Origin of the sequence: Glaciecola sp. MF2-115 (assembly GCF_047250385.1) — a bacterium.
Classification (GTDB): Bacteria; Pseudomonadota; Gammaproteobacteria; order Enterobacterales; family Alteromonadaceae; genus Glaciecola.
Genome location: NZ_JBLBVM010000056.1, coordinates 265538 through 287411, shown reverse-complemented (window position 1 = coordinate 287411; position 21874 = coordinate 265538). Strand labels below are relative to the sequence as shown.

Below are 21874 nucleotides of genomic sequence, written 5' to 3'. Positions count from 1 at the left end.
ATTACCTAGCTTGCTTTGGTACGCTATAGCCAACACCCCTAATAGTCTTAATAAATTTGTCAGGTAGTCTTTTTCGTAAGTTGTGGATATGTACCTCAATTGCGTTACTACTGACTTCTTCGCCCCATTCATACAGTGTTTGTTCAAGATGTTGCTTGTTCTGAATCCTACCATGATTTTCCATCAATGCTTTGAGTAACATAAACTCTCGTCGGGGGAGCTCAATTTTATCGCCATTTACATCTAGTTCATGAGAAGCGATATCTAGACAAACTTCACCAATATCTATTAGAGAAGAGCTTGCTGTACCGAATCGTCGCTCCATTGCTCTTAATCGAGCGAGCAACTCTTCAATGTCAAAAGGCTTAGCAAGATAATCGTCAGCTCCCGCATCCAATCCATCTATCTTGTCGGTAGTGGTGTCACGAGCAGTAAGAATAATAATAGCTAAGTTTGAATGTTTCTTTTTAGCTATTTTTAACAATTCAATACCATCCATATCCGGTAATCCCAGATCCAGGATCATCATCGCAAATTCATTGGTGGCTAGAGAATCTAGCGCACTTTTTGCGGATGCAACATGAGTAACCGCATATGCTTTATGACGCAGTGATTTACTGAGCTCTTCAGCTAGGCGGGCATCATCTTCAACGAGCAATAATCTCATAAATTCAGGTTTCTAATAGAGAATATTGTAATACTATAGCTGAATCCTTAAGTGAAGCTTAAGCTTTTATTGAGCACTTTATCCGAAAGTTAACGTAATAAATTTAATAAGTGCGCATTGGTCAACAACACATTCGAATACTTTTCTTGATGATTAGAGGTCTATGTTATGAATGTTTAACCAATAGCTATTGCTTGCACAAACGGGCTGTTTCAACTAACGGACTCTTTCAACTAGCGTATTCTCTAATTTAACGTGAGGTTTCTATTAACTATTTTCGAGATATAAGGCCATCTGACAAAGAATTATTTTTCCTACCTCTTGGAGGAACTGGAGAAATAGGCATGAATATGAATTTGTATGGTCACAACAATCAATGGCTTATGGTTGATTGTGGCGTAACGTTTAGAGCGCCATTAGATCGTGTAGATGATCAAAATCCGTCTGCAAAGCTGTTTGATATGGTCGCGCCTGATCCTTTGTTCATTGAAAACAGACAAGAAAACTTATGCGGAATTGTGATCACACATGCGCACGAGGATCACATTGGCGCAGTGCCAGCGTTATGGACTAAGTTCAAATGTCCCATTTATACAACGAGGTTTACCGCTGAAGTATTGCGCAGAAAGCTATACATGACAAATATCGCTGAACAAGTGCAAATAATCGTTGTTGAATCAGGACAAACCATTGATGTTGGTCCATTTACAATTACTTGGATGGCGATAACGCATTCCTTGCCCGATGCTCAGGCACTGTTCATACAAACCTCGGTAGGCTCTATATTTCACACTGCGGATTGGAAAATAGACTTTAACCCAATCACCGATGATGCATTTCAACCTGAAGCCTTCCAACAGCTTGCTAAATTAAAACCTACAGCAATGGTATGCGACTCTACGAATGCCTTACGAGAGGGATATTCAACATCTGAAGGCGATTGTGAATTAGGCCTCCTGCGCACGATACAAAAATGTGAGAACAGGGTCATTGTTACTTGTTTTGGTAGTAACGTCGCACGCCTAATTAGTTTAGCCCGTGTTGCCGCCAAAACTGGACGATACATGGCTTTGTTAGGGCGTTCGCTAGAAAATATGTACAGCATTGCTAGAGCAACTGCTTATTGGCCAGACGAACTTAAAATCGCTCATCGACGAGATATTGCTTACTTACCAAAACATGAAGTGTTGTTGGTCGCAACTGGGAGTCAAGGGGAAGCGCGTGCTGCCTTGGGAAGACTCGCTGCTGCAAATCACCCTGATTGTGAGGCAGAAAGTGGTGACACCGTTATTTTTAGTTCAATCACTATACCGGGCAATGAAAAAGCCATTGACAGCATGGTTGAAAAACTCAAGAGTAATGGGCTCAATGTAATTCAATCCAATGATTCTGAATTCACCATTCATGCTTCTGGACATCCCAACCAACAAGACTTGAGTGATATGTATGCTTGGGTCTCGCCGAAGGTTGCGATCCCTGTGCATGGTGAACCTGAGCATCTGAAAGCGAATGCATTAATCGCGAGAGCTCAAGGTGTACCAGAACAATTGCTTGGGCTTAATGGGGACTTATTTCAAATAGCCCCTAAGGTGAAATTAGTTGAGCGAGCGGTGAAAGTCGGTAGGATAGATATTACTGAAATTAATCAGTCCCTCAGAGCAATGAGATAAAAGCGAGAGCGTATAAAATTTATGATTGTGAAAATACAGTGGAGCTAGATAAGTACACGTTTAAATCAAACGCAAATAATCGCTTAACTAAGCCTGTTACGAACGAGCAAATTCTTGCAGAACTTAGCGGTCTTTTGTCAGCAAATGATATCAAAGCCGATCCTAGTACCAATGCCCATTTTAGAAAAGGTTGGCGCTCGGGCGGTGGCAGTGCGCTTTCCGTTTTATTTCCACAAAGCCTTTTGCAACTATGGCAATGCATCGAAGTTTGCGTAAAGTGCAATGTCATCATTGTCATGCAAGCTGCAAATACTGGGCTAACTGAAGGTTCTACACCTAGCGGCGATCAATATGACCGTCCAGTGATTGTTATTAATACTCTGGCGATTGATCAGCTTTTCTTGATCAACGCTGGAAAGCAAGTAGTCAGCCTCCCTGGCGCTACTTTGCATCAACTTGAACAGCAATTGACTAAAATAGGCAGAGCGCCTCATTCAATTATAGGCTCATCTTGTCTTGGTGCCTCAATTGTCGGCGGTGTCGCAAACAACTCTGGTGGGGCATTAGTGAAAAGAGGGCCTGCTTACACTGAGCTTTCAATATACGCACAAGTTAACGAGCATGGAGACTTATGTCTAGTTAATCACTTGGGTATTGAACTGGGCGATTCACCAGAGGAAGTTCTTAATAATCTTCAACATGGCCAGTTTGCACAAGAGTCAATTGTCGAAACAATTCGAATGGCATCCGATAAAGAATATGTTGAACGAATTAGAGATGTAGATGCTAATTCACCGAGTCGATTTAATGCTGATAAACGCAGGCTGTATGAAGCCAGTGGATGTGCTGGAAAGATAGCGGTGTTTGCGGTTCGCTTGGATACTTACCCTGTTTCAGAACGTGAGCAAACGTTTTATATCGGGACAAACAATACCAAGGAATTAACGGAACTAAGGCGGCGAATATTATCTACTTTTAAGCATTTACCAGAAGTTGGTGAGTATATGCATAGAGATATCTTTGATGTTTCGCAAAAATATGGAAAGGATACTTTTCTTAGCGTTCTTCATTTAGGTACTGCAAAATTGCCACGAATGTTTGCACTTAAAGGTCGCCTTGATGCATTTTTTAATAAACTGAGTTTTCTACCTTCATCTTTATCGGATAAGTGCCTGCAATTTATAAGTCGACTATTTCCCCAGCATTTACCCGATCGTCTGCTTCAATACCGAGAAAAATATGAACATCACCTCATTTTAAAAATGAGCGACCAAGGTATCCCTGAAGCCGAGTCGTTTCTATCGACGTTTTTCGCAAATTCAAAAACAGGTAGTTTCATGGTGTGTGACGAAAATGAATCTAAATGCGCCTATCTGCATCGATTTGCCGCAGCGGGAGCCGCACTTAGGTACCATACAATGTATGAAAAACAGCTTGGTGACGTTCTTGCATTAGATATAGCTTTACCCCGGAATGAACTAGATTGGTTCGAAAAGTTGCCGCAAGAAATAGATGAGAAAATAGATAAGAAACTCTACTACGGGCATTTCTTTTGTTATGTATTTCACCAAGATTATATTTTGAAGAAAGGTACAGATGCTGCGAAAATCAAAGCACAAATGTTGTCTTTGCTGAATAGCAGAGGCGCTAAGTATCCAGCGGAGCATAATGTCGGCCATCTTTATGAGGCTGAGTCAGATTTAAAGGCTTTTTACCAAGCATTAGACCCAACAAACACTTTCAATCCGGGTATTGGTAAAATGGAAAAGTCGAAACGAAATTGCGCGTGTTGTTTGTAGTCACGGCAACGGTTTTTTAAATCAAGGCTTTTGTGGGCTAACAGTATGATTAAACAAAACAATCAACGCGTATGAAATGCAATAAGAAAGTATATTTTGAATTATGACAAGCAAGGTCATTTCATATAGTCTACATCTTATACAAGTTGCGAACATTTTATCGTCAAAGCATCGCTTTCACTTTATATCGTAAACTTGCTTTTGAACTGACAATCAACCAAGGTAAATAACATAATTACGCCATGCTTAATAACACCCTTAGGGAATGGAAAAGTTGATGAGCTTGGGTAAATATCAGCTATTTAATGCTGTCGGCGCTCATCTTAGTAAAATTCCGAGACTAGTATTCGGTCTTGCGATCCTCCTCGTCATTTTTTCAAGTTTTACACATGCAAATACAAAACCTCTTTTAGATAACCCTCGTTTATTCCACTTAGATACTTCTAATGGACTAACTCAAAATACCATTTCAGACTTGCACATCGATTCCTCGGGCTTTTTATGGGTGGCAAATGAGGAAGGATTGAATAGATATGACGGTCATAAGGTTATACATGTGCAGGGCTCACACGGTCAGTTACTGAATAATCCAATCTATGATATTTTCGAAGATAGCCGTCAAAATTTATGGATAAGTACTGGTATAACGGGGGTGTATTTATTAGACCCACAAACCAGAGAAACAAAGAGTATTGTTGCTGAGCAATACTTGAATGATCCCGAATGGACACAATACGCTGAGAACATTAGTGAAGCTGAAGATGGTAATATTTTAATTGCTTCTAACCATCAAGTTGATTTATACAGCTACGAGACAGCTGAAACAAACACCTTATTTGTGCTGGGCGCTGAGGAAATAGAAAACAGAGATATTATTAGAACGGCATTCAAAAGTGGCGACATGCTGCTTATTGGCACATCCTCAGGTTTGTTAGCAAAAAATCTTGTCAGCGACCAAGTTTCAAGTGTCGAGTTTTTACCGAAAGATTCAAATGAATTTAACGATATCAATAGTCACAACGTCAAACAACTTAAAGAAATGCCGAACGGCCAACTGTGGATCGGAACTGTTAAAGGCTTGTATGCAATGCCTTTGGGAGCCTTAAAACAATTTGTCATTAGAGATTGGACAACACCATCATCCACCACTATAAATGCCACACACAATATTTGGAGCTTGCATTACTTTGATGACGAAACCATTTACATTGGCTCCGACAAAGGCCTTTTCAAAACGGATATTTCAGGTAGCCCTTTAACATTCCTATTTGAACCGCAGCAATACTTAGAAGAAATATCGGACAAAAGCATTAAAGCGATTGAAACTGATCAATATGGGAATGTTTGGTTTGGCTCCTATTTAAATGGTGCCATGTTTTGGACACCTCAAAGTACCTCATTTAAATCCATTTCTAACTTACTAAATACACAAGATGGCTATAAGCTCAGTCACAATAATGTACTTTCTTTATATCAAGAAAATGAGAAAACTCTGTGGGCAGGCACTACAAATGGTTTAAATAAGATAGATTTAACGACAAATGAAATTACGAGCTTTTTAAGCTCGAGTGTTGATACAAACATTTATGATCAATCTTATATCCTCCAAATTATTGGTTTAAACAATGGCGAGCTTTGGCTAGCTACAGGCAGTGGTCTGCGAATTTTTGACACCCACACATTAAAATTAAAAATACTTGAGAACTTAGACTCAGAGCAGAAGGTACTTTTTGACAGCTACTCATATGGCATCGCACTTCAGGGGAGCAAAACAATATGGTCACTGTCCGACACAGGGTTAATTCGCTTTAATACAGAAGATATGAAAGCTGAATTTATTGACCTGAGCAATGAAGATATCAATTTAGGGACTATTGATTCAATTCTCGGTTATGACATTCGAACTTCGAACTTAATGCTGAGTGGTGCAGGGGCTCTAATAGGAATTAATACTGAAACACTAAAACCAATGGTTCTGCACTCCATCAAGAAATCCGGCGCCTCTTTATCCATGATCCCCAACAGTTGGTTAAGGGATACTAAAAATAACTTCTGGCTCTCCTATGCCGGTAAAGCACTGTATCAATTAGATGGTAATGATTTTACCCAAATAAGCGAATACAACTCCGGAAATATACTACCTACTAATCTTATTTACGGTTTGGCACTGGATTACAAAGATAACCTCTGGTTTTCATCACATTCCGGCATACATGAGTTTTCCACTGAGACACTCGATATTTCGTCCTATCAATACATGCAAGGTGTGTCGGCATCTGAGTTTAATGATGGTGCTTTTACCATGTTATCCGATGGCCGTTTGGCTTACGGTTCAACTAAGGGAATTACGCTTTTTGAACCGAGTGAAGTATCAACGCTTCATAATAAAAAGTTTAGCACACCAATAATTACCGAATTGGAACTTTCATCAAGAGATTTGAGTTTGCCATTCACCAATCTAAACGATTCTGAAATCGTCCTAGAGCATAATGATATTGGACTAACGGTATATTTTTCCTCCTTGGACTTTAGTTCTGTTCAAACCGAACGCTTTAATTACCGGTTAATTAGCAACGACAAAATAATTAACTTCCCAGCTAAAGTTGCCGGTAAAATTGAGTTGTTTATGCTTAGCCCTGGAAATCATACTTTAGAGATTTTTGAGGTAGGGGGAAGCGACACATCTTCACAGACTGCTAAATTATTTATACGAGTCAAATATGCACCTTTGACGTCACCTTTGGCGTTGACAATTTATGCAGTGTTAATTTGTCTTATTATTCTTTTATTCGTCATGAGACGAAATCGAATTAGAGCTCATTTAGCGGCCGCTCATAACCAAATTGCGTTATATAATAACAGGCTAACCAGTGCATTAAAGGCAAGTAATTCAGATATTTGGGAGTGGTCTTCAAATAATCAAATAATAGAAACACGCAGATTAAAAAATGAATTAGGTTATAGCGATAGTGGCAATAGTGTTGACTTTGAAAAGCACTTATCACTTATCCATGAAGTTGATAGGCTTCAATATTTATCTGCTTGGCGACAGTTCATCAGAGGCGAAGAGGAACAGTTCGATAATACATACCGAATGAAGCACGCAAACGGTGAGTATTTGTGGTTTAGAGATGCTGGAAGTATTTCTAGTGTGGTTAATGAAGTCATTACTGTTACGGGAACATATACTAACGTTACGGATAGCGTCGCTTCCAAAGAACGCTTGAAGCTGTTTGGTGACGCATTTAAACATACACGCGATTGGGTACTTATTTTTGATAGAGATAAGCAGCCATTGGGCGGGAATCCGAGCTTCTACAAAGCGTTCAAAATTAATGAGGATACTGACTTTAGTGCTCAGCTGATGTATATCGTTAATAATCAAGATGGGATGAAGCACAAATTCCTCTCTAAATTAGCGACCTTAAAACCAGGGGAACATTGGAAAACTGAACTTGAGTTTGTCGTCAGCGGCAAAAAAATTACAACCCTTACTGATGTTAATGCCATTGCAGATGAGAACGATGAAAGATTAGTCGTGTACTACCTCGTAATATTAACCGATATTACAGAACAAAAAGAGGCGCAAACGAGTTTAGTAAGGTTGGCCAACTACGATGTACTAACGGGGCTAATTAACCGAACTCTATTGATAGAGAAATTAAAACAGGCAATTTTGTATGCACGAAGACACAGTACAAGTTTGTCCGTTATATTTATCGATTTAGATCGCTTTAAACCCATCAACGATACGTTTGGTCATCAAGCGGGTGACAAAGTCATTATAGAAATTGCGAAGCGCATAAAAGATAAACTTCGAGACAATGATATCGTGTCTCGATTAGGCGGTGATGAATTCGTTGTTGTGCTAGAAGAAACTCAAGAGATCCAGAGCGTAAACAAGCTTGTTGCTGAGCTATTAGTATTGGTTGAACAGCCTATTTTCTTAGGCAGTCACTCAGTGAGCGTCTCTGCTAGCGCGGGCATCGCAGTATATCCTGATGATGCACTCGATGCCGAGAGTTTATTAAGGAACGCTGACGTTGCAATGTACAGTGCAAAAGAGCTAGGTAAAAATGGATACCAGCACTTTACAGCGACGATGAATGAGAAAGTTCAACAGGATATGTTGCTGCAAAATAAGCTAAAAGTTGCAGTCGCTCGCGATGAATTTGAAAACTTTTATCAACCAATTATTGATACGCATAGCAAGAAAACTGTAGGTTTCGAAATGCTAATGCGCTGGCAAAGTGATAAGCAATTTATATCTCCGGGTGTCTTTATTCCTATTGCAGAACAGATAGGCTTAATCGTTGACATGACGATGAAAGCCATCGAGCGCGGTTTAGCTGATGTGGCTAGCTGGTATGAAAAGGGGTTTGAAGGTTACATGGCAATCAACTTGTCGGCAAAGCAATTTTCTACGCGACCTGACTTTGAAAAAATACTGCAATTGCTAGAAGAGCATTCGTTACCAAGCTCATGCTTGCGCTTTGAAATTACTGAAGGCTTGTTAGTCGATAATAACGACAACACCATGGACTACATGCAAGAAATGCGAGACTTAGGTTTCAAGATATCTCTTGATGATTATGGCACTGGTTACTCAAGTTTGCGGTATTTAAAAGATTTCCCTATTGATGTATTAAAAATTGATAAGTCATTTGTAGATGACATAAACGTTGATAAAGGAACCGAATCTATTATTGAGTCGACCTTGATTATGACTAAAATGTTGAATATGGATACAGTTGCGGAAGGTATCGAGACGAGTTTGCAAGTTGAGTATTTTGGTAAGACAAATTGCCGTTATTTACAAGGGTTCTACTTTTCAAAACCAGTTGATCAAGCACATTGTTATGAATTGTTACAAAAAGACTGGTCCAATAAGTTTGACCTCGAAAGTGAAAGTGCTAAATCGACAAAGTAAGCCTTATATACTGCGGTGTATAGTCCATTTTTATTGACAGTAAGTCTAACAAAGCAATCGAAGAAACAATAAATTCCTGCATCAATTATTCAAAAATTAGTTGTATATTCCTAGTATTCACGCATTATTAAAGCGATAAGAATAAATCTGAAAAGATAGGACGGAATATGCCTTTAGATAATGCCAACTTGATCCCAAAAGAAAATGTGGTTTCACCTTTATCAATGCTTTATAAGTGGGAAAAAGAAACGCCTGATTGTCATTACATGACGCAACCTACAGCAAATGGTGAATTAACATTCAACTGGGCTGAAACTGCCAGAGAAGCCCGCAAGGTCGCTGCCGCGCTAAAAGCAAGAAATTATCCAAAGGGCAGTCGCATAGCTATATTATCCAAAAATTGTGCTCATTGGGCTATTGTCGATCTTGGTATAATGATGGCTGGTCACGTGTCTGTACCTATTTTCTCCACGGCCGGCAAAGAAACCATTAGTTACGTGCTAGAACATGCCGATTGTCCTCTCATTTTCGTTGGTTTGCTTGATAACCCGCAAGCGCAAGAAGACGCCGTTCCTGCAACTATTGAAAAAGTTGGCTTGCCTTATCCTAATGCAGCTGGCACACCGTGGGAAGAGTTCACTAATGTAGCACCAATGGCTGAAAGTCCATTGCCAGATATGAATGAGATCATGACTATCATTTACACATCTGGTAGCACAGGACAACCAAAAGGCGTTGTTCATACTTATCAAACCATATGTTGGGCTGCTCGAAATTCATTGACCGCTTTATCGGTCGGCGAAGACGACCGAATTGTCAGTTATTTACCGCTCGCTCATATTACCGAACGCGTATTAGTTGAACTAGCAAGTTTTTATTCAAAAATGCAGATTAGATTTGTCGAATCCTTGGCTACATTTACTCGAGACGTGAAAGCGTGTCAGCCCACATTGTTTATTTCCGTTCCACGTTTATGGACAAAATTCCAATTAGGTGTATTAGCTAAAATCCCTCAAAAGAAGCTTTCGTTCTTGCTCAGTATCCCGCTTGTTGGGAAGAAAGTAGCGAAAAAAATACGCAATGAATTAGGCTTAGGCTCAGCAAGATTATGGGCTTCAGGTTCGGCGCCATTAGCACCAGCCACTATTGAATGGTTTCATACAATAGGCGTAGATATTTCGGAAGGTTGGGGAATGACTGAAAATGCTGCTTACGGCACCAGTAGTGTTCCTTTTAGAGTTGATAAAATTGGTTGTATCGGTAAGGCCTATGACGGCGTAACAGTTAGAATTGCTGAAGATGGTGAAATTCAAGTAAGCGCTCCATGCAACATGGTTGGTTATTACAAAGAACCAGAGAAAACAGCAGGTGTATTTACTAATGACGGCTTTTTACGAACGGGTGATAAAGGAGTGATAGACTCTGAAGGTTACGTAAAAATCACTGGCCGCCTAAAAGACATATTCAAAACAGAAAAAGGTAAATATGTTGCTCCCGCTCCAATTGAAGCAATGTTGATGGAAAACCCTATTGTTGAACAGGTTTGCGTTACGGGCACCAATTTACCTCAGCCAATAGCCTTACTTGTGCTATCCGAAGAAGCTCGAACTCACAATAAAGAAAGTATTGTTGAAAGTCTCAAAGCAACTCTTGAAGCTACAAACCTATGTCTTGAAAGTCATCAACGATTAGACAGAATTGTTATCTTCAAAGAAGAGTGGTCAATAGAGAACGATTTGTTGACACCAACCTTGAAAGTTAAACGCCATGTCATTGAAGAGAAGTTTAAGTCTACAATCCTAGGCAGCCATGATGACGATGTCGTTTGGAATGATTAATTAGCAATCCAATTGCTCAAAAAGGCGGCTTTAGCTGCCTTTTTTTTGTGCAAAAAATATAATTACGTATGTTAACTAATACATAAACGAGTGGTGAGAACAGTATAATGAACTTGTTGAATTATATTGGATAAAACATGATGAAGAAATTAGTGTTGGTTACTAGTCTTCTTTTTCTGATGGGTTCTTTTACTGTAAATGCATCACTCTCCATCGTAGTTAATAAAGCAAACGATGCTGAAATTGATGAAAAAACAGTGCAAAGGATATTCTTGGGAAAAGAAAAGAAGTTTAGTAACGGTAATGAGGCTGTTCCAATTAACTTAACTACTAACAATGCAGGACGAAGTGTATTCGACGAACAAGTATTAGGTCGAAGTTCTAGTCAAGTATCTGCTTACTGGTCCAAGCTTGTTTTTACAGGTAAAGGGGTGCCACCAACAGATGCTGCGAATGATGAAGCCGTTTTAGTGGCAATAGAAGCTGATGTTAATGCGATTGGATATGTAGACAGCGCTTCAGTGACTGATGCAGTAAAAGTCATTATGACGAAGTAGGTATTAAGTTAATAGGCTTAGGGTTGAATTAATCGTCAGCTAGCCGATAACAAAATTGTATACGGAGCGGTCTGCAATGGATCAGAGTTGTTGCTCCAAAATTAAACAAGTAAAGTCGAAAATGGATGAGCGGTTTCACTGAAAACAGGAAACGTCTGTGTCCAGTAATTTCTTATTGTTCGTTGAGTTTCAATCTGTTTTTAAGATTATTATTTTAATAATAAAAACCAAATAGGAAGCTCAATAATGTTGAAAAAAACGCTCTTAGCAGCAACCTTATTATTTGCCGCAAGCTCCGCATTAGCAGAACTTGTCGTAGTGGTAAACCCTGCAAATACAAATGCGCTAGATTCTAAAACCGTCCAACGTATATTTTTAGGTAAAGATAAGAAGTTTGCGGATGGCAATGAAACTATCGCGGTAAATCAAGGTGCAGACACACAAATTAGACAAGATTTCGACCAAGCAGTTCTTGGCAGAAGTTCAAGTCAAGTTTCAGCATATTGGTCAAAACTAGTATTTACAGGTAAAGGCATTCCGCCGAAAGAAGTAGCCAACGATGCAGAAGTAATTGATTTAGTGTCAAAGAATCTAAGTGTGATTGGTTATGTTGATAAAGCGTCTGTAACAGATGCTGTTAAAATCGTCGAAATGTAAGGACGTGAATATGAAAAATTTAAATAAAAGTTTATCGGTTGTTGCAGTTGCAGTTCTAGCAACATTTCAAGCACAAGCAGATCTTAGAATTAATGGTTTTGCTAACCTAACAGGTGGTATCACAAGCAGTGACGATAGCCTTTATGGTTATGATGATCGCGTGAGTTTTGGTTCACAAAGTTTGTTCGCTATTCAAGTTAGTGGTGATATCAACGACAAAATGACAGCTACTGGGCAATTGGTTGCGCGCGGTAATGATAGCTACGATGCGAACTTCGAATGGGCTTACATTACCTATCAAACATCAGATAATACGAGTGTTTCAGCGGGTCGACTAAGAATGCCATTGTTTAGATACTCTGCCTCTTTGGATGTCGGTTATTCTTACCACTGGGTTGTTGCACCGCAATCAATCTATGCGGTTCCGTTCAATAACATTGATGGTGTGCAAGTTGATTACTCTGGGTATTCAGGCGATTTAGAATATACATTCCAGGTCACCGCGGGAAAAATTGAGAATGAATTCACTCTAGGCGGCGCGAATGGTAACTTAGAAATTGATAATGTTATTTCATTAACGGGTGAGTTTACTTATGAAAATTGGAAATTCCGAGGTGTTTACGCAACGGCTAAAGCAACTTTCGATATTCCTGATTTAGATGGCCCTTTAAGTCTGTTGGCACAAATATCTCCAGAATTAAGTAATAAGTTGAACGCGAATGATGATACGGGTATTTTCTATGGTTTAAGCTTGGAATATGACTCTTATGATTGGTTTGTGGCTGCGGAAATGACAGGCATTAAAATTGATCAATCATTTTATCAAGATGAGAGTAACTTTTATATTACTGCTGGAATTCGCACTGGAAAATGGACTCCGTTTATTACTTATGAAAAGTCTGATTTAAATGACGGTCCTAAGTTTCTATCTGATATAGGTGGCTTCCCAGCTCCTTTCCAACCAGCATTAACACAGCTAGTTGTTGGCATCCAAATGCCTGCAATATCTGAAGATAATACTTTATCTGCCGGTGTTAGGTATGATTTAGATACAAATGTTGCATTGAAAGCGGATGTCGTTAAATTCACTAATGATATTAGTGAAGAAGAAGACACTTTGTTACGATTTGCAATCAACTACGTTTTTTAAACGTGTTTCATAGTGTAGCTGTATGAACAGCTGTACTTGGTCGCGCGATGGCTACTTACTCTGTAAGTAGCCATTTTTCGTTCTGGGGCATTATTCCGACTAGGTAATTGTTTGCTCTGGGCACTAATTGCTCTAGGCTCTAATTGCTCTAGGCAGTAACCAAACTAATTTGGATAGCGCTTTTCGAGCTCTTGATAAATCACGTCAGCGTAATTATCTAATTGACTGTTTGTTGAATCTAGTACTTCTACTAAATGTTCATTATCTTCACGTTGATCCCATATTTTAATATAAGTGCCTTCTTTATAACCGTGATCTTGTCTGAAGAAGTTTAGAATGTTTTTACCCACATATTGAGAAAATAGGGCATCTGAATTCATCTCAGCCTGTTCAACGATCTTTAAGAAAAGCGGCACATCAAAACGTTTAGCTATGCATAAACCAGCCATTAATTCTAAGTTTTCAACAAGTGTGGCGTTACTAAAATTAATCGTATTGCCATCAAAGGTCACTTCTGTGTGAGACTCAAGTAGAGATTTTGCAATGGCATCTGCCGCTGCATCAATATCGCCATTGTGCTGAATAATAAGATGCGATAATGCAAAATGCCAAATGTCTACTAATTCCATTTGTACTTGGGGTAAATCCAGCTTTTGAGCTTTCCACCATTTCCAACCGTGATGCTCTATAGCTTCGACTGATTCAATCATGGCAGCTCTTAAATAGCTATAACCCGCAGTTAACCATTGAGGGTTCACTTTTATATTCATTCCATCTTGGAGATTTAGCATGGTATTGAGTTGGGTGTTGGTTAACATCAATCTTCCTTTGTTTTTATATTGATTGAGAAGCTGCCTAGAGCTTGTTGATTTATGCGCACCACAACTTTTATCGTTGAATATAATTGGTGCAGTGAACGCAATGGTAATAAGCAGCGCTAGTGTAGCGCTTTAACTGCAGTTTTTATACTTTATTTGCTGCTAAAATTGGTGTTGCTTTGCAAAAAATCATCCCGTTATAAGTACGCTTATTTTATCATGTCCTAGTGTTAAGCTTTGCGTATTCGTGTCATAGTATATGCAATAATAGTTTACTAATAATAAGAATAATCAGCCTTGTTAACACTCTATCCTTCAAACAAATTAGAGCATTTAAGCTATCTTTTGCAAGCTGTTATGAGCAACAGTCAACAGCCTATATTGCAGCCAAAAACAGTTTTGGTTGAAAGCACAGGCATGCAACATTGGTTGAACCTGCAATTGGCTGAATATGCCGGCATAGCGATGAATATTGAATACCCAATGCCGACGCGTTACGTTTGGCAATTATGTCGCGATATTCTGGGGCATGACAAGGTGCCGATGCAATCCACCTATAAACGTGAAGTGATGCTATGGCGAATTGAACGCTTGCTAAACTCAGAGGCATTTAAACAACAGAATTTTGAGGCCGCCTTAATTGAATATTGGCAAGAGGAAAGTACCGCAAACGCCGAATATAAAAGAGTTAACATCAGCAGGTTGATTGCCGACACCTTAGAACAATATCTCATGTTCAGACCACAATGGTTGTTAGCGTGGGAAAAGGGCGAGTCTGTTGTCACAGGGTCAAGCAAGTCTCAACGTGGAGCTAATGAACAGAATGGTTCAAACAGTGAAACTGAATCTCTTTCTAAACTACAAGTTCAATCTCTATCCCTATCCCAACTTGAACAAGAGTTCGAACAAAGCAATGTCGTGCTGAAACATGAGGCTTGGCAACGCTGGATTTGGCGGGAGTTAGCAAAAGAAGAACCTAATCACCCAGTGAGATTGCAGTTACTTGCATTGGAGGCTTTAGAGAATAAGCGCGATGTCCTGCCGTCAGAAGTGTATTTCTTCGCTATAAACACGATGGCACCGCAAACCTTGGCATTTTTTAATGAAATAGCGAAGTACACACAGATTCACTTCTTCCATTTAAATCCCTGTGTCGATTATTGGGGGGACGCCGTTTCAGATCGCGCCTTAGCACGACAGTTACACCAAGGGAAAATAGATGCTTGGATAGAGCAGCAAGCTATCAATCCTTTGTTAAGAAACTTTGGTCAACAAGGTAAAGATTTATTTAATTTGTTGTCTCAATCGACGCACTATGAAATAAGTGCGTTTGATACTGAATACGAGAGTGAGAGTATCTCTTCGAGTTTACTGCACGATATTCAACTTGATATTTTGCAGGGGCAAACTGATAACGCGTCTGCAGTTTCCGAGACAAAAAGCGGCAAGTCTGACAATTCTGTTGTGGTCCGTTCCTGTCATAGTGCATTGCGAGAAGTGCAAGTATTGCATGACTACCTGCTCGAGCAGTTTAGTCTGGATGACAATATAAGCCCCCGTGATGTGTTAGTGATGTGCCCAGCTATCGAGAATTATTCTCCTTACATAGAGGCGGTATTTGGTAAGAGTATTACCGAGCTAAATACGTCTCAACAAAAACGCATTCCATGCACTATCGCTGATCGAAACCCTTTGGACGCAGATCCTTTGGTTTCGGCTTTCATGCAATTAATGAGCTTACCTGACAGTCGTTTCAATGTGTCAGAACTGCTTAGTTTCCTGCATCTACCTGCAGTTATGCATAAATATGACATTAATGATGCAGAGCTTGATTTATTTGCTTATTGGGTCCATCAATCAAACATTCATTGGGGTTTAGATGCTGAACATAAATCCATCATATTAGGCTTAGATAAAGCAAATGATGTGTTTACCTGGCATTGGGGTATGTCCCGCTTACTTGAGGGTTTCAGCCACGCAGACAATGACTTGTTAATTGATGAAACACTTCTAGCCTTAAATGAAATAGAAGGCCAGCTTGCCGTCACCTTTGGCAAATTGCTGCATGTTTTAGAAAAACTGGCGGGATATGGTCATTCTTTAAAACGCCAACGGACTATGGATGAGTGGAAAACGTATTTATTTGAAATGCGAGACAACTTATTTGATGCCAGTACGGTAGAGCAATACGCATCTCAGACAATTACTAAAACCTTGGGGCAGTTTTTTGAGCATTATCAGATGTCATCCTTAGACAATGTGACTGCGTCATCAGAGCGTTTATGGTCCTATCAAACTCTGCGCCAAGCGCTTCAAAATGCCTTTACTTCACCCGATAGCCAAAACCAATTTATGACCGGGCAAGTTACCTTCTGTTCTATGATGCCAATGCGCAGTATACCCTTCAAAATCATTGCGGTTTTAGGCTTGAATGACGGTGAATTTCCTCGGCAATCTAACTATGTTGATATGGATTTAGTCAATCACTTAGGAAGAGAAATTGGCGATCGGTCCAGAAGAGGGGATGACCGTTATCTATTTCTCGAAGCCATTTTATCTGCTAGAAAAGCGCTATACCTGAGTTATCAAGGAAAGGGTATTCGGGACAATAAAGTCAGAGAGCCAAGTTTAGTACTTAGCGAGTTTCTTGCGTATCTAAAAAGCCATCACGACTTCGACAATGTTAGCCAACAGCCTTTGCATCCTTTTAGTATTGAAGGATTTGTCAGTAATAGTGAGGAACATGCTAATACAGCAGAAATACAGCGCAACTACGATAAAGGTTGGTACCGGCTGATGTCTAGCTTACAAGGTAGTGAAGAAAGCCAAGGTGAAGAAAGTCGTGGTGAAGCTGGGCCAAATCTGAAAAAAGAAAGTGAGGAAGTAGAGCAAAGCGCTAATCTTACGCCATTGGCAAGCGAGACTGCTAAACAGCACATAAGAATGGACGATATGATTCGCTTCTTCAAAAAGCCACTTCAGTTCTTTGCTAATAACACTCAGGGTTTGTGGTTAGATGATATTCAATCAAACTTGTCTGACGTGGAGCCATTTAAAGAAGGAGGCTTGTCCGTCTATGCGATGAAAGCGGATTTTCTTGACTGTTTATTAGAATGTGAACATGCAGAATTGTCAGAGGCTGAAACGCAGAAGAGCTTAGATGATTTGAAGAAAAGCTTAATATTGTCAGGTCAGTTTCCTGACGATCCAAACACGGCTGTGTTAATTGATGAAACATCAGATTCTAGTTTGTTACTCGCAAATGAATTATCTAATTATATGTCCGATGACGCAATAAGTGGGCAGCTAGTGATAGATAACAATCATATCGACTTTAGTATCGAGCTCTCCAATCGCAATGGTGCTTTGGATTATAGCTTAAGTGGCAATAGTAACAGACACATTATTGGAGCTTGGATCAAGCATCTTATTGTTTGCGCACAGCAAGCAATCGAAGACAATGGCTTACAAGATGAAAATTCAGATAATTCAGATAACTCAGAGAACGCTGGCTTAATCACTCACACACTTTGTATGGTTAAAGATTCAAAGAAAAATGAAGTTTCAATAAAAACCATACAATTTACGGCGCTAAGTGCACAGCAGGCGGAAGAATATTTAGCAAGTCTAATAGACATCTACCAGCGCGGTGTAAAAGAACCCTTATTACTCTCACCAGATCTCGCAGAAAAGCTAATAACAGGCATAAAATCAGATAAAGAGTTTGAGCCCTTGGTTGCAAACTGTGATACCTATTTTGAGCATCCAGAAATTGCCAATCGATGGTCAGCATTTTTTGAAACAGGAAATTTTTCGTCACAATTTGTTGAAGATAAATACTTTATCCATTACTTCCCTAATGCTATCGAAAAAGATAGAGACACAATTCGCGACTTGTTGACCATTTATCAGCCGATGAAAAGACATATGGTCTTAAAAAAGAGCAATTCAAGTAAAACATCGGTAGGGAGGGACTAAGCATGGTTAAATCAGATCTTGGTTCTACGCAAGCTAATAGTTTGCTCCCTAAAAACTTGGATCCCCTAGCGCTAGAATTGAATTGCCGTCATTTGATCGAAGCAAGTGCTGGTACCGGTAAAACGTTTAACATCACTCGCTTGTATGCACGTTTAATTCTCGAGAAAAAATTGTCGGTGCAGGAAATACTTGTAATGACATACACGCGTGCAGCGACCGAAGAGATTAAGAGCCGCGTTGCAGCCTTCTTACTTGAAATCCATAACGAATGGCGCTCAGGCAAACCCTCTGAATTCACGCAAACAATGATTGAGCGTGTTGGTATAGATGAGGGGGATGCACTATTAACGGCGGCATTATTGTCTTTAGATGAAGCGTCTATCTTTACTATTCATGGTTTTTGCCAGCGGGTTTTAAAACAATTTGCGGTTTCACTTAACGCCGATTTGGAACTTGAGTTACTAACAGATTCGTCCGATTTGATTCTGGAAAGTGTGCAAGATTACCTGCGAGTTCTCAGTAAAAATGAACACGAGTTCGCCTTGCTGAGTTCTAAAAATTGGCACATTCCAGATAATTTCTTTAGTGAATTTAGGTCGGCAATTAGTTCTGATTTAACTTTATCAGAAGTGACTATGGCTGATATTGAGTTTGACGAATGCGAAAGCCTAAAGAAGCACATTCAGGAAAGTGCAGAGTTAATTCAAGAACTGTTTAATGATTTAAAAGCTAATAAAAGTATTTTCTTCAATGCCTCAGTTAATGGTCATAAAGACGAAGTTAAACGCTCGGCAGAATGGGAGGTATTAATCGATTGGTTCATTCCGGTATTAGACTTCATCGACAAGACGAGAGCAGGTTCAAAGCTAAATCAAACTAATATGAGTCATGAAGAACTCGTGCGGCTTTTAACTACCCCAGCGGAAATGGGTACGTTTACAAATGGTAATCGCTTTCGATCTTCTGCAGAATCTAAGGAATTGCTTGAGCCATTAAAGTTATTCCGAACAGATTTAAAAAAATCGCTCGATAAAAGCATAAAAAACCTTGAACAACGCGGACAGTTAGTTGAGATATTGTCGGTCGTTAAGCAAGGAATTTATAGCATTCGAGAGCGAATAGAGAAGGCGAAGCAAAAAGCCCATGTTGTCTTATTCGATGATCTCATCAGTGTTTTTGCAAATGCACTACAGAAACAAAGTACAAACCTAGTTGACGCTATTCGAAAGCAATTTCCAGTCGCCTTAGTTGATGAATTCCAAGATACAGATCGCCACCAATATCAAATTCTCGATTTACTTTATCCTAAGGCTGATAAAAATAGTCTTTTACTAATGATTGGTGATCCAAAGCAAGCGATCTACGGCTTCCGAGGAGGCGATATCTTTGTGTACCTCGCTGCCAAAAAAGATGCAGATTACATTTGGTTTATGGATACAAACTGGCGCTCTAGCTCAGACATGGTGCAGGGTTACAATCGACTCTTTTGGGGACACTCTCTGCAAGAAGAACAAGCGCGAGAAGTTTTTGGCTTTGATATTCATTATGAAAAAATAAACTCTACTGAGAAAGCAAAAGCGGCCGCTTCACCACTTTCCGATTCTCTGAATTCACGAGCGGCAATGACATATATGTTATCGACTGATGGCTCGCTAGAGGCAGGTTCGCCAACTAATTCAAAACGCAAAAAAGCGGAATTGGAAGAGCAAGTATTAGAATGGAGCTCTTTAGAAATATTACGTTTACTATCGGATGCTAAAATTGGCGATGAAGCTGTTGTACCGGCGGATATCGCCATTTTAGTGAAAGACAAGGTCGAAGCATCTTTGGTGAAGAACAGCCTTGACGGTGTCGGTCTCTCGGCAGTCTATTTGAGTGATAAAACGCCTTTATTCACAACGCCTCAAGCAATTGAGTTGTACCGCGTGCTCGATGCCATTTTACACAGCACTAACCGCTCAATATTGGTAGCTGGCGCTAACAGTTCGCTATTAAGTCGAGTTTTATTTAAAGATAGCAATGTCAGTGAAGCTCAAGCTCAACTTGCTGAATTGCATAATGACTTGATGCACCCTATGTGGGATAAGCTAGTCACTGCATGCTTTCAGTTTAAAGAGAAATGGCAAGAACAGGGTATTTTCAGCCTTTTATTGGGCTTGATAAAGGAGAATTATACTCCTGTGAATGCCGCTGAGCGCAGTTTAACGAATATGATGCATTTAGCTGAAGCGATGGCAAAGAATGCAGTCCTAAATAAGCTACCTGAGCAGCAATTAGCGTGGCTCAGTCATCAGATATTCGATCATGTTAGCGATGAAGAGATGCAATTGCGCTTAGAAAGTGACGCAAACTTAATAAAGATTGTGACACAGCATGGCTCCAAGGGGCTGGAGTACCCAATTGTATTTGTGCCTTTCGGGAATAAATATAAAGATCCTAGCAAAAGAAACACAAGCACCATTCAACATTTTAAATACCAAGATATACGAAATAAGCAAACGAAGTATCAGCTTGGTGCAACTCAATTGAGTTTAGATGAGTTTACTAAGCAAGAAAATGCTGAAAGGATGCGTTTATTATATGTGGCTGTTACGCGTGCAGAGCATCGTTGTTATTTAGGAATAGTGGACGATGTCAGTAATAGCGAATCAGCGTTAAATACTGCTCTTGGAATTCCAAGTGGCGTATTGAATGATTGTAAGGCACTAGATGCAGAGCCACATTCTTTATTACCTGTATGGCTAGAAACAGTTGATGAAAGCTCTATTGCTGATGTAAACGTGCGGCCGCAAGCACTTAATCAATATGAGATGCAAAGCGATATCATGTTGCCTGAATATGTAGATGCGACATTATCTCAGCGATCTGCATGGCTAATCAGTTCATTCTCAAATTTATCGCGCTTTCAAAGGAATAACAGTGTGGGTCATTATGACCTTGCACAGCCCAATCAAATCTCGTTGCACGCCATTGAATCGGCAAGTGAGCATTCGTCCATTGGTGTAGAACTTCCTAACGAGACACCACAGAGCAAATACGAAGACAAGTCAGCGATTAGGTATCAGCTTGAAAAAGGCGCAGATACTGGGAATTTGTTACACGATATACTGGAAAATGTTGATTTTACCGACCCAAATTGGGATGAATCCTCAAGTGTTGCATTGTCCAAGTATCATGCATTAAGTGAAAATGAATGCATTGCATTGTTTGACTGGTTAGAAAGCTGCCTCAAAACACCACTTAATAAGGACTTTTGTCTAGCTGAACTGGGGAAATCCAGCACCTTGAGAGAGGCTGAGTTTTATTTTCCTATGCCAAATTTAAAAGTGCGAGATGTCGCAAAGGTTCTGCATCAGTATCGACAACATGTTCAAAAGCAAAGAGCCTTGCTTGCTCTTCCAATTCACATGGCAGACATTCCCGAGCTTAGCGGCATGATGCATGGTTTTATCGACCTTATTTTTGAAAAGAATGACAAGTACTATGTTGCAGACTACAAATCGACGCATCTAGGAGATTCTTCAATAGAATATAGTACAGAGCATATGCATAAGAATAATCAGCAACATTTATACGACTTGCAGTACTTACTATATTCTTTGGCACTGCATAAATATTTGAAGCAACAATTACCAAACTACTCATTTGAAGAGCATTTTGGTGGTGTGTACTACCTCTATTTACGAGGTATGTCGCCAGATTTTCAGCTTGATGGTGAGTCATACGGAGTTTTCTTCGATAAAATAGAGCTTCAATTTATCCAACAGCTTGAAGAGTTGTTTAGCCCTGAAAAGCTGGAGGTTTAAAATC

11 protein-coding genes are annotated in these 21874 nt (G+C 39.7%); 9 read left to right on the top strand and 2 right to left on the bottom strand.

Annotated elements, in window-relative coordinates; translation table 11 throughout:
• Window position 1: 1 nt before the first annotated feature.
• Window positions 2-667 (bottom strand): response regulator, encoded by a 666-nt coding sequence (locus ACKLNX_RS16435; RefSeq protein WP_411693624.1) that lies wholly within the window; start codon window positions 665-667, stop codon window positions 2-4.
• Between the two features lie 344 nt (window positions 668-1011).
• On the opposite strand from ACKLNX_RS16435, the gene ACKLNX_RS16430 reads away from it, so the two are divergent.
• The 7 genes from ACKLNX_RS16430 to ACKLNX_RS16400 all read left to right on the top strand — a co-directional run bounded on the left by ACKLNX_RS16430 (window position 1012) and on the right by ACKLNX_RS16400 (window position 13268).
• Window positions 1012-2337 (top strand): ribonuclease J, encoded by a 1326-nt coding sequence (locus ACKLNX_RS16430; protein ID WP_411693625.1) that lies wholly within the window; start codon window positions 1012-1014, stop codon window positions 2335-2337.
• 110 nt (window positions 2338-2447) lie between these two features.
• Window positions 2448-4136, top strand: coding sequence for a D-lactate dehydrogenase (dld, locus tag ACKLNX_RS16425; protein ID WP_412973351.1), 1689 nt, complete (start codon window positions 2448-2450; stop codon window positions 4134-4136).
• Window positions 4137-4413: 277 nt separating this feature from the next.
• Window positions 4414-9066: an EAL domain-containing protein gene (locus ACKLNX_RS16420; RefSeq protein WP_412973128.1), complete on the top strand. Its 4653-nt coding sequence runs from the start codon at window positions 4414-4416 to the stop codon at window positions 9064-9066.
• Between the two features lie 167 nt (window positions 9067-9233).
• Window positions 9234-10904: an AMP-binding protein gene (locus ACKLNX_RS16415; RefSeq protein WP_412973127.1), complete on the top strand. Its 1671-nt coding sequence runs from the start codon at window positions 9234-9236 to the stop codon at window positions 10902-10904.
• A 137-nt stretch (window positions 10905-11041) separates the two neighbouring features.
• Entirely contained in the window at window positions 11042-11461 is a 420-nt protein-coding gene (locus ACKLNX_RS16410) for a phosphate ABC transporter substrate-binding protein (protein WP_411693629.1), read from the top strand.
• 246 nt (window positions 11462-11707) lie between these two features.
• Window positions 11708-12118 carry a phosphate ABC transporter substrate-binding protein gene (locus ACKLNX_RS16405; protein ID WP_411693630.1) on the top strand — a complete coding sequence of 137 codons (411 nt, stop codon included), beginning with the start codon at window positions 11708-11710 and terminating at the stop codon, window positions 12116-12118.
• A gap of 10 nt (window positions 12119-12128) precedes the next feature.
• The gene (locus ACKLNX_RS16400) at window positions 12129-13268 is read left to right on the top strand and encodes a porin (protein WP_411693631.1); all 1140 of its coding nucleotides are present in this window, start codon (window positions 12129-12131) and stop codon (window positions 13266-13268) included.
• 164 nt (window positions 13269-13432) lie between these two features.
• Here ACKLNX_RS16400 and ACKLNX_RS16395 read toward each other — a convergent pair whose 3' ends face one another.
• A complete protein-coding gene (locus ACKLNX_RS16395; protein ID WP_412973126.1) occupies window positions 13433-14086 on the bottom strand; it encodes a dUTP diphosphatase in 654 nt (217 codons plus the stop codon).
• Window positions 14087-14443: 357 nt separating this feature from the next.
• Between ACKLNX_RS16395 and recC the strand changes: the two genes are divergently transcribed.
• Window positions 14444-18064, top strand: a complete 3621-nt coding sequence (gene recC / locus ACKLNX_RS16390; RefSeq protein ID WP_412973125.1) for an exodeoxyribonuclease V subunit gamma — start codon at window positions 14444-14446, stop codon at window positions 18062-18064.
• Window positions 18065-18066: 2 nt separating this feature from the next.
• On the top strand, window positions 18067-21870 hold the full coding sequence (gene recB, locus ACKLNX_RS16385) for an exodeoxyribonuclease V subunit beta (protein WP_412973124.1): 3804 nt from the start codon (window positions 18067-18069) through the stop codon (window positions 21868-21870).
• Window positions 21871-21874: the final 4 nt, after the last annotated feature.

Coding starts and splice junctions, on each gene's coding strand:
- ACKLNX_RS16420 (WP_412973128.1), top strand. CDS start 4,414: ATGAGCTTGGGTAAATATCAGCTATTTAATGCTGTCGGCGCTCATCTT.
- ACKLNX_RS16430 (WP_411693625.1), top strand. CDS start 1,012: ATGAATATGAATTTGTATGGTCACAACAATCAATGGCTTATGGTTGAT.
- ACKLNX_RS16405 (WP_411693630.1), top strand. CDS start 11,708: ATGTTGAAAAAAACGCTCTTAGCAGCAACCTTATTATTTGCCGCAAGC.
- ACKLNX_RS16435 (WP_411693624.1), bottom strand. CDS start 667: ATGAGATTATTGCTCGTTGAAGATGATGCCCGCCTAGCTGAAGAGCTC.
- recB (WP_412973124.1), top strand. CDS start 18,067: ATGGTTAAATCAGATCTTGGTTCTACGCAAGCTAATAGTTTGCTCCCT.
- ACKLNX_RS16395 (WP_412973126.1), bottom strand. CDS start 14,086: ATGTTAACCAACACCCAACTCAATACCATGCTAAATCTCCAAGATGGA.
- ACKLNX_RS16410 (WP_411693629.1), top strand. CDS start 11,042: ATGATGAAGAAATTAGTGTTGGTTACTAGTCTTCTTTTTCTGATGGGT.
- ACKLNX_RS16400 (WP_411693631.1), top strand. CDS start 12,129: ATGAAAAATTTAAATAAAAGTTTATCGGTTGTTGCAGTTGCAGTTCTA.
- recC (WP_412973125.1), top strand. CDS start 14,444: ATGAGCAACAGTCAACAGCCTATATTGCAGCCAAAAACAGTTTTGGTT.
- ACKLNX_RS16415 (WP_412973127.1), top strand. CDS start 9,234: ATGCCTTTAGATAATGCCAACTTGATCCCAAAAGAAAATGTGGTTTCA.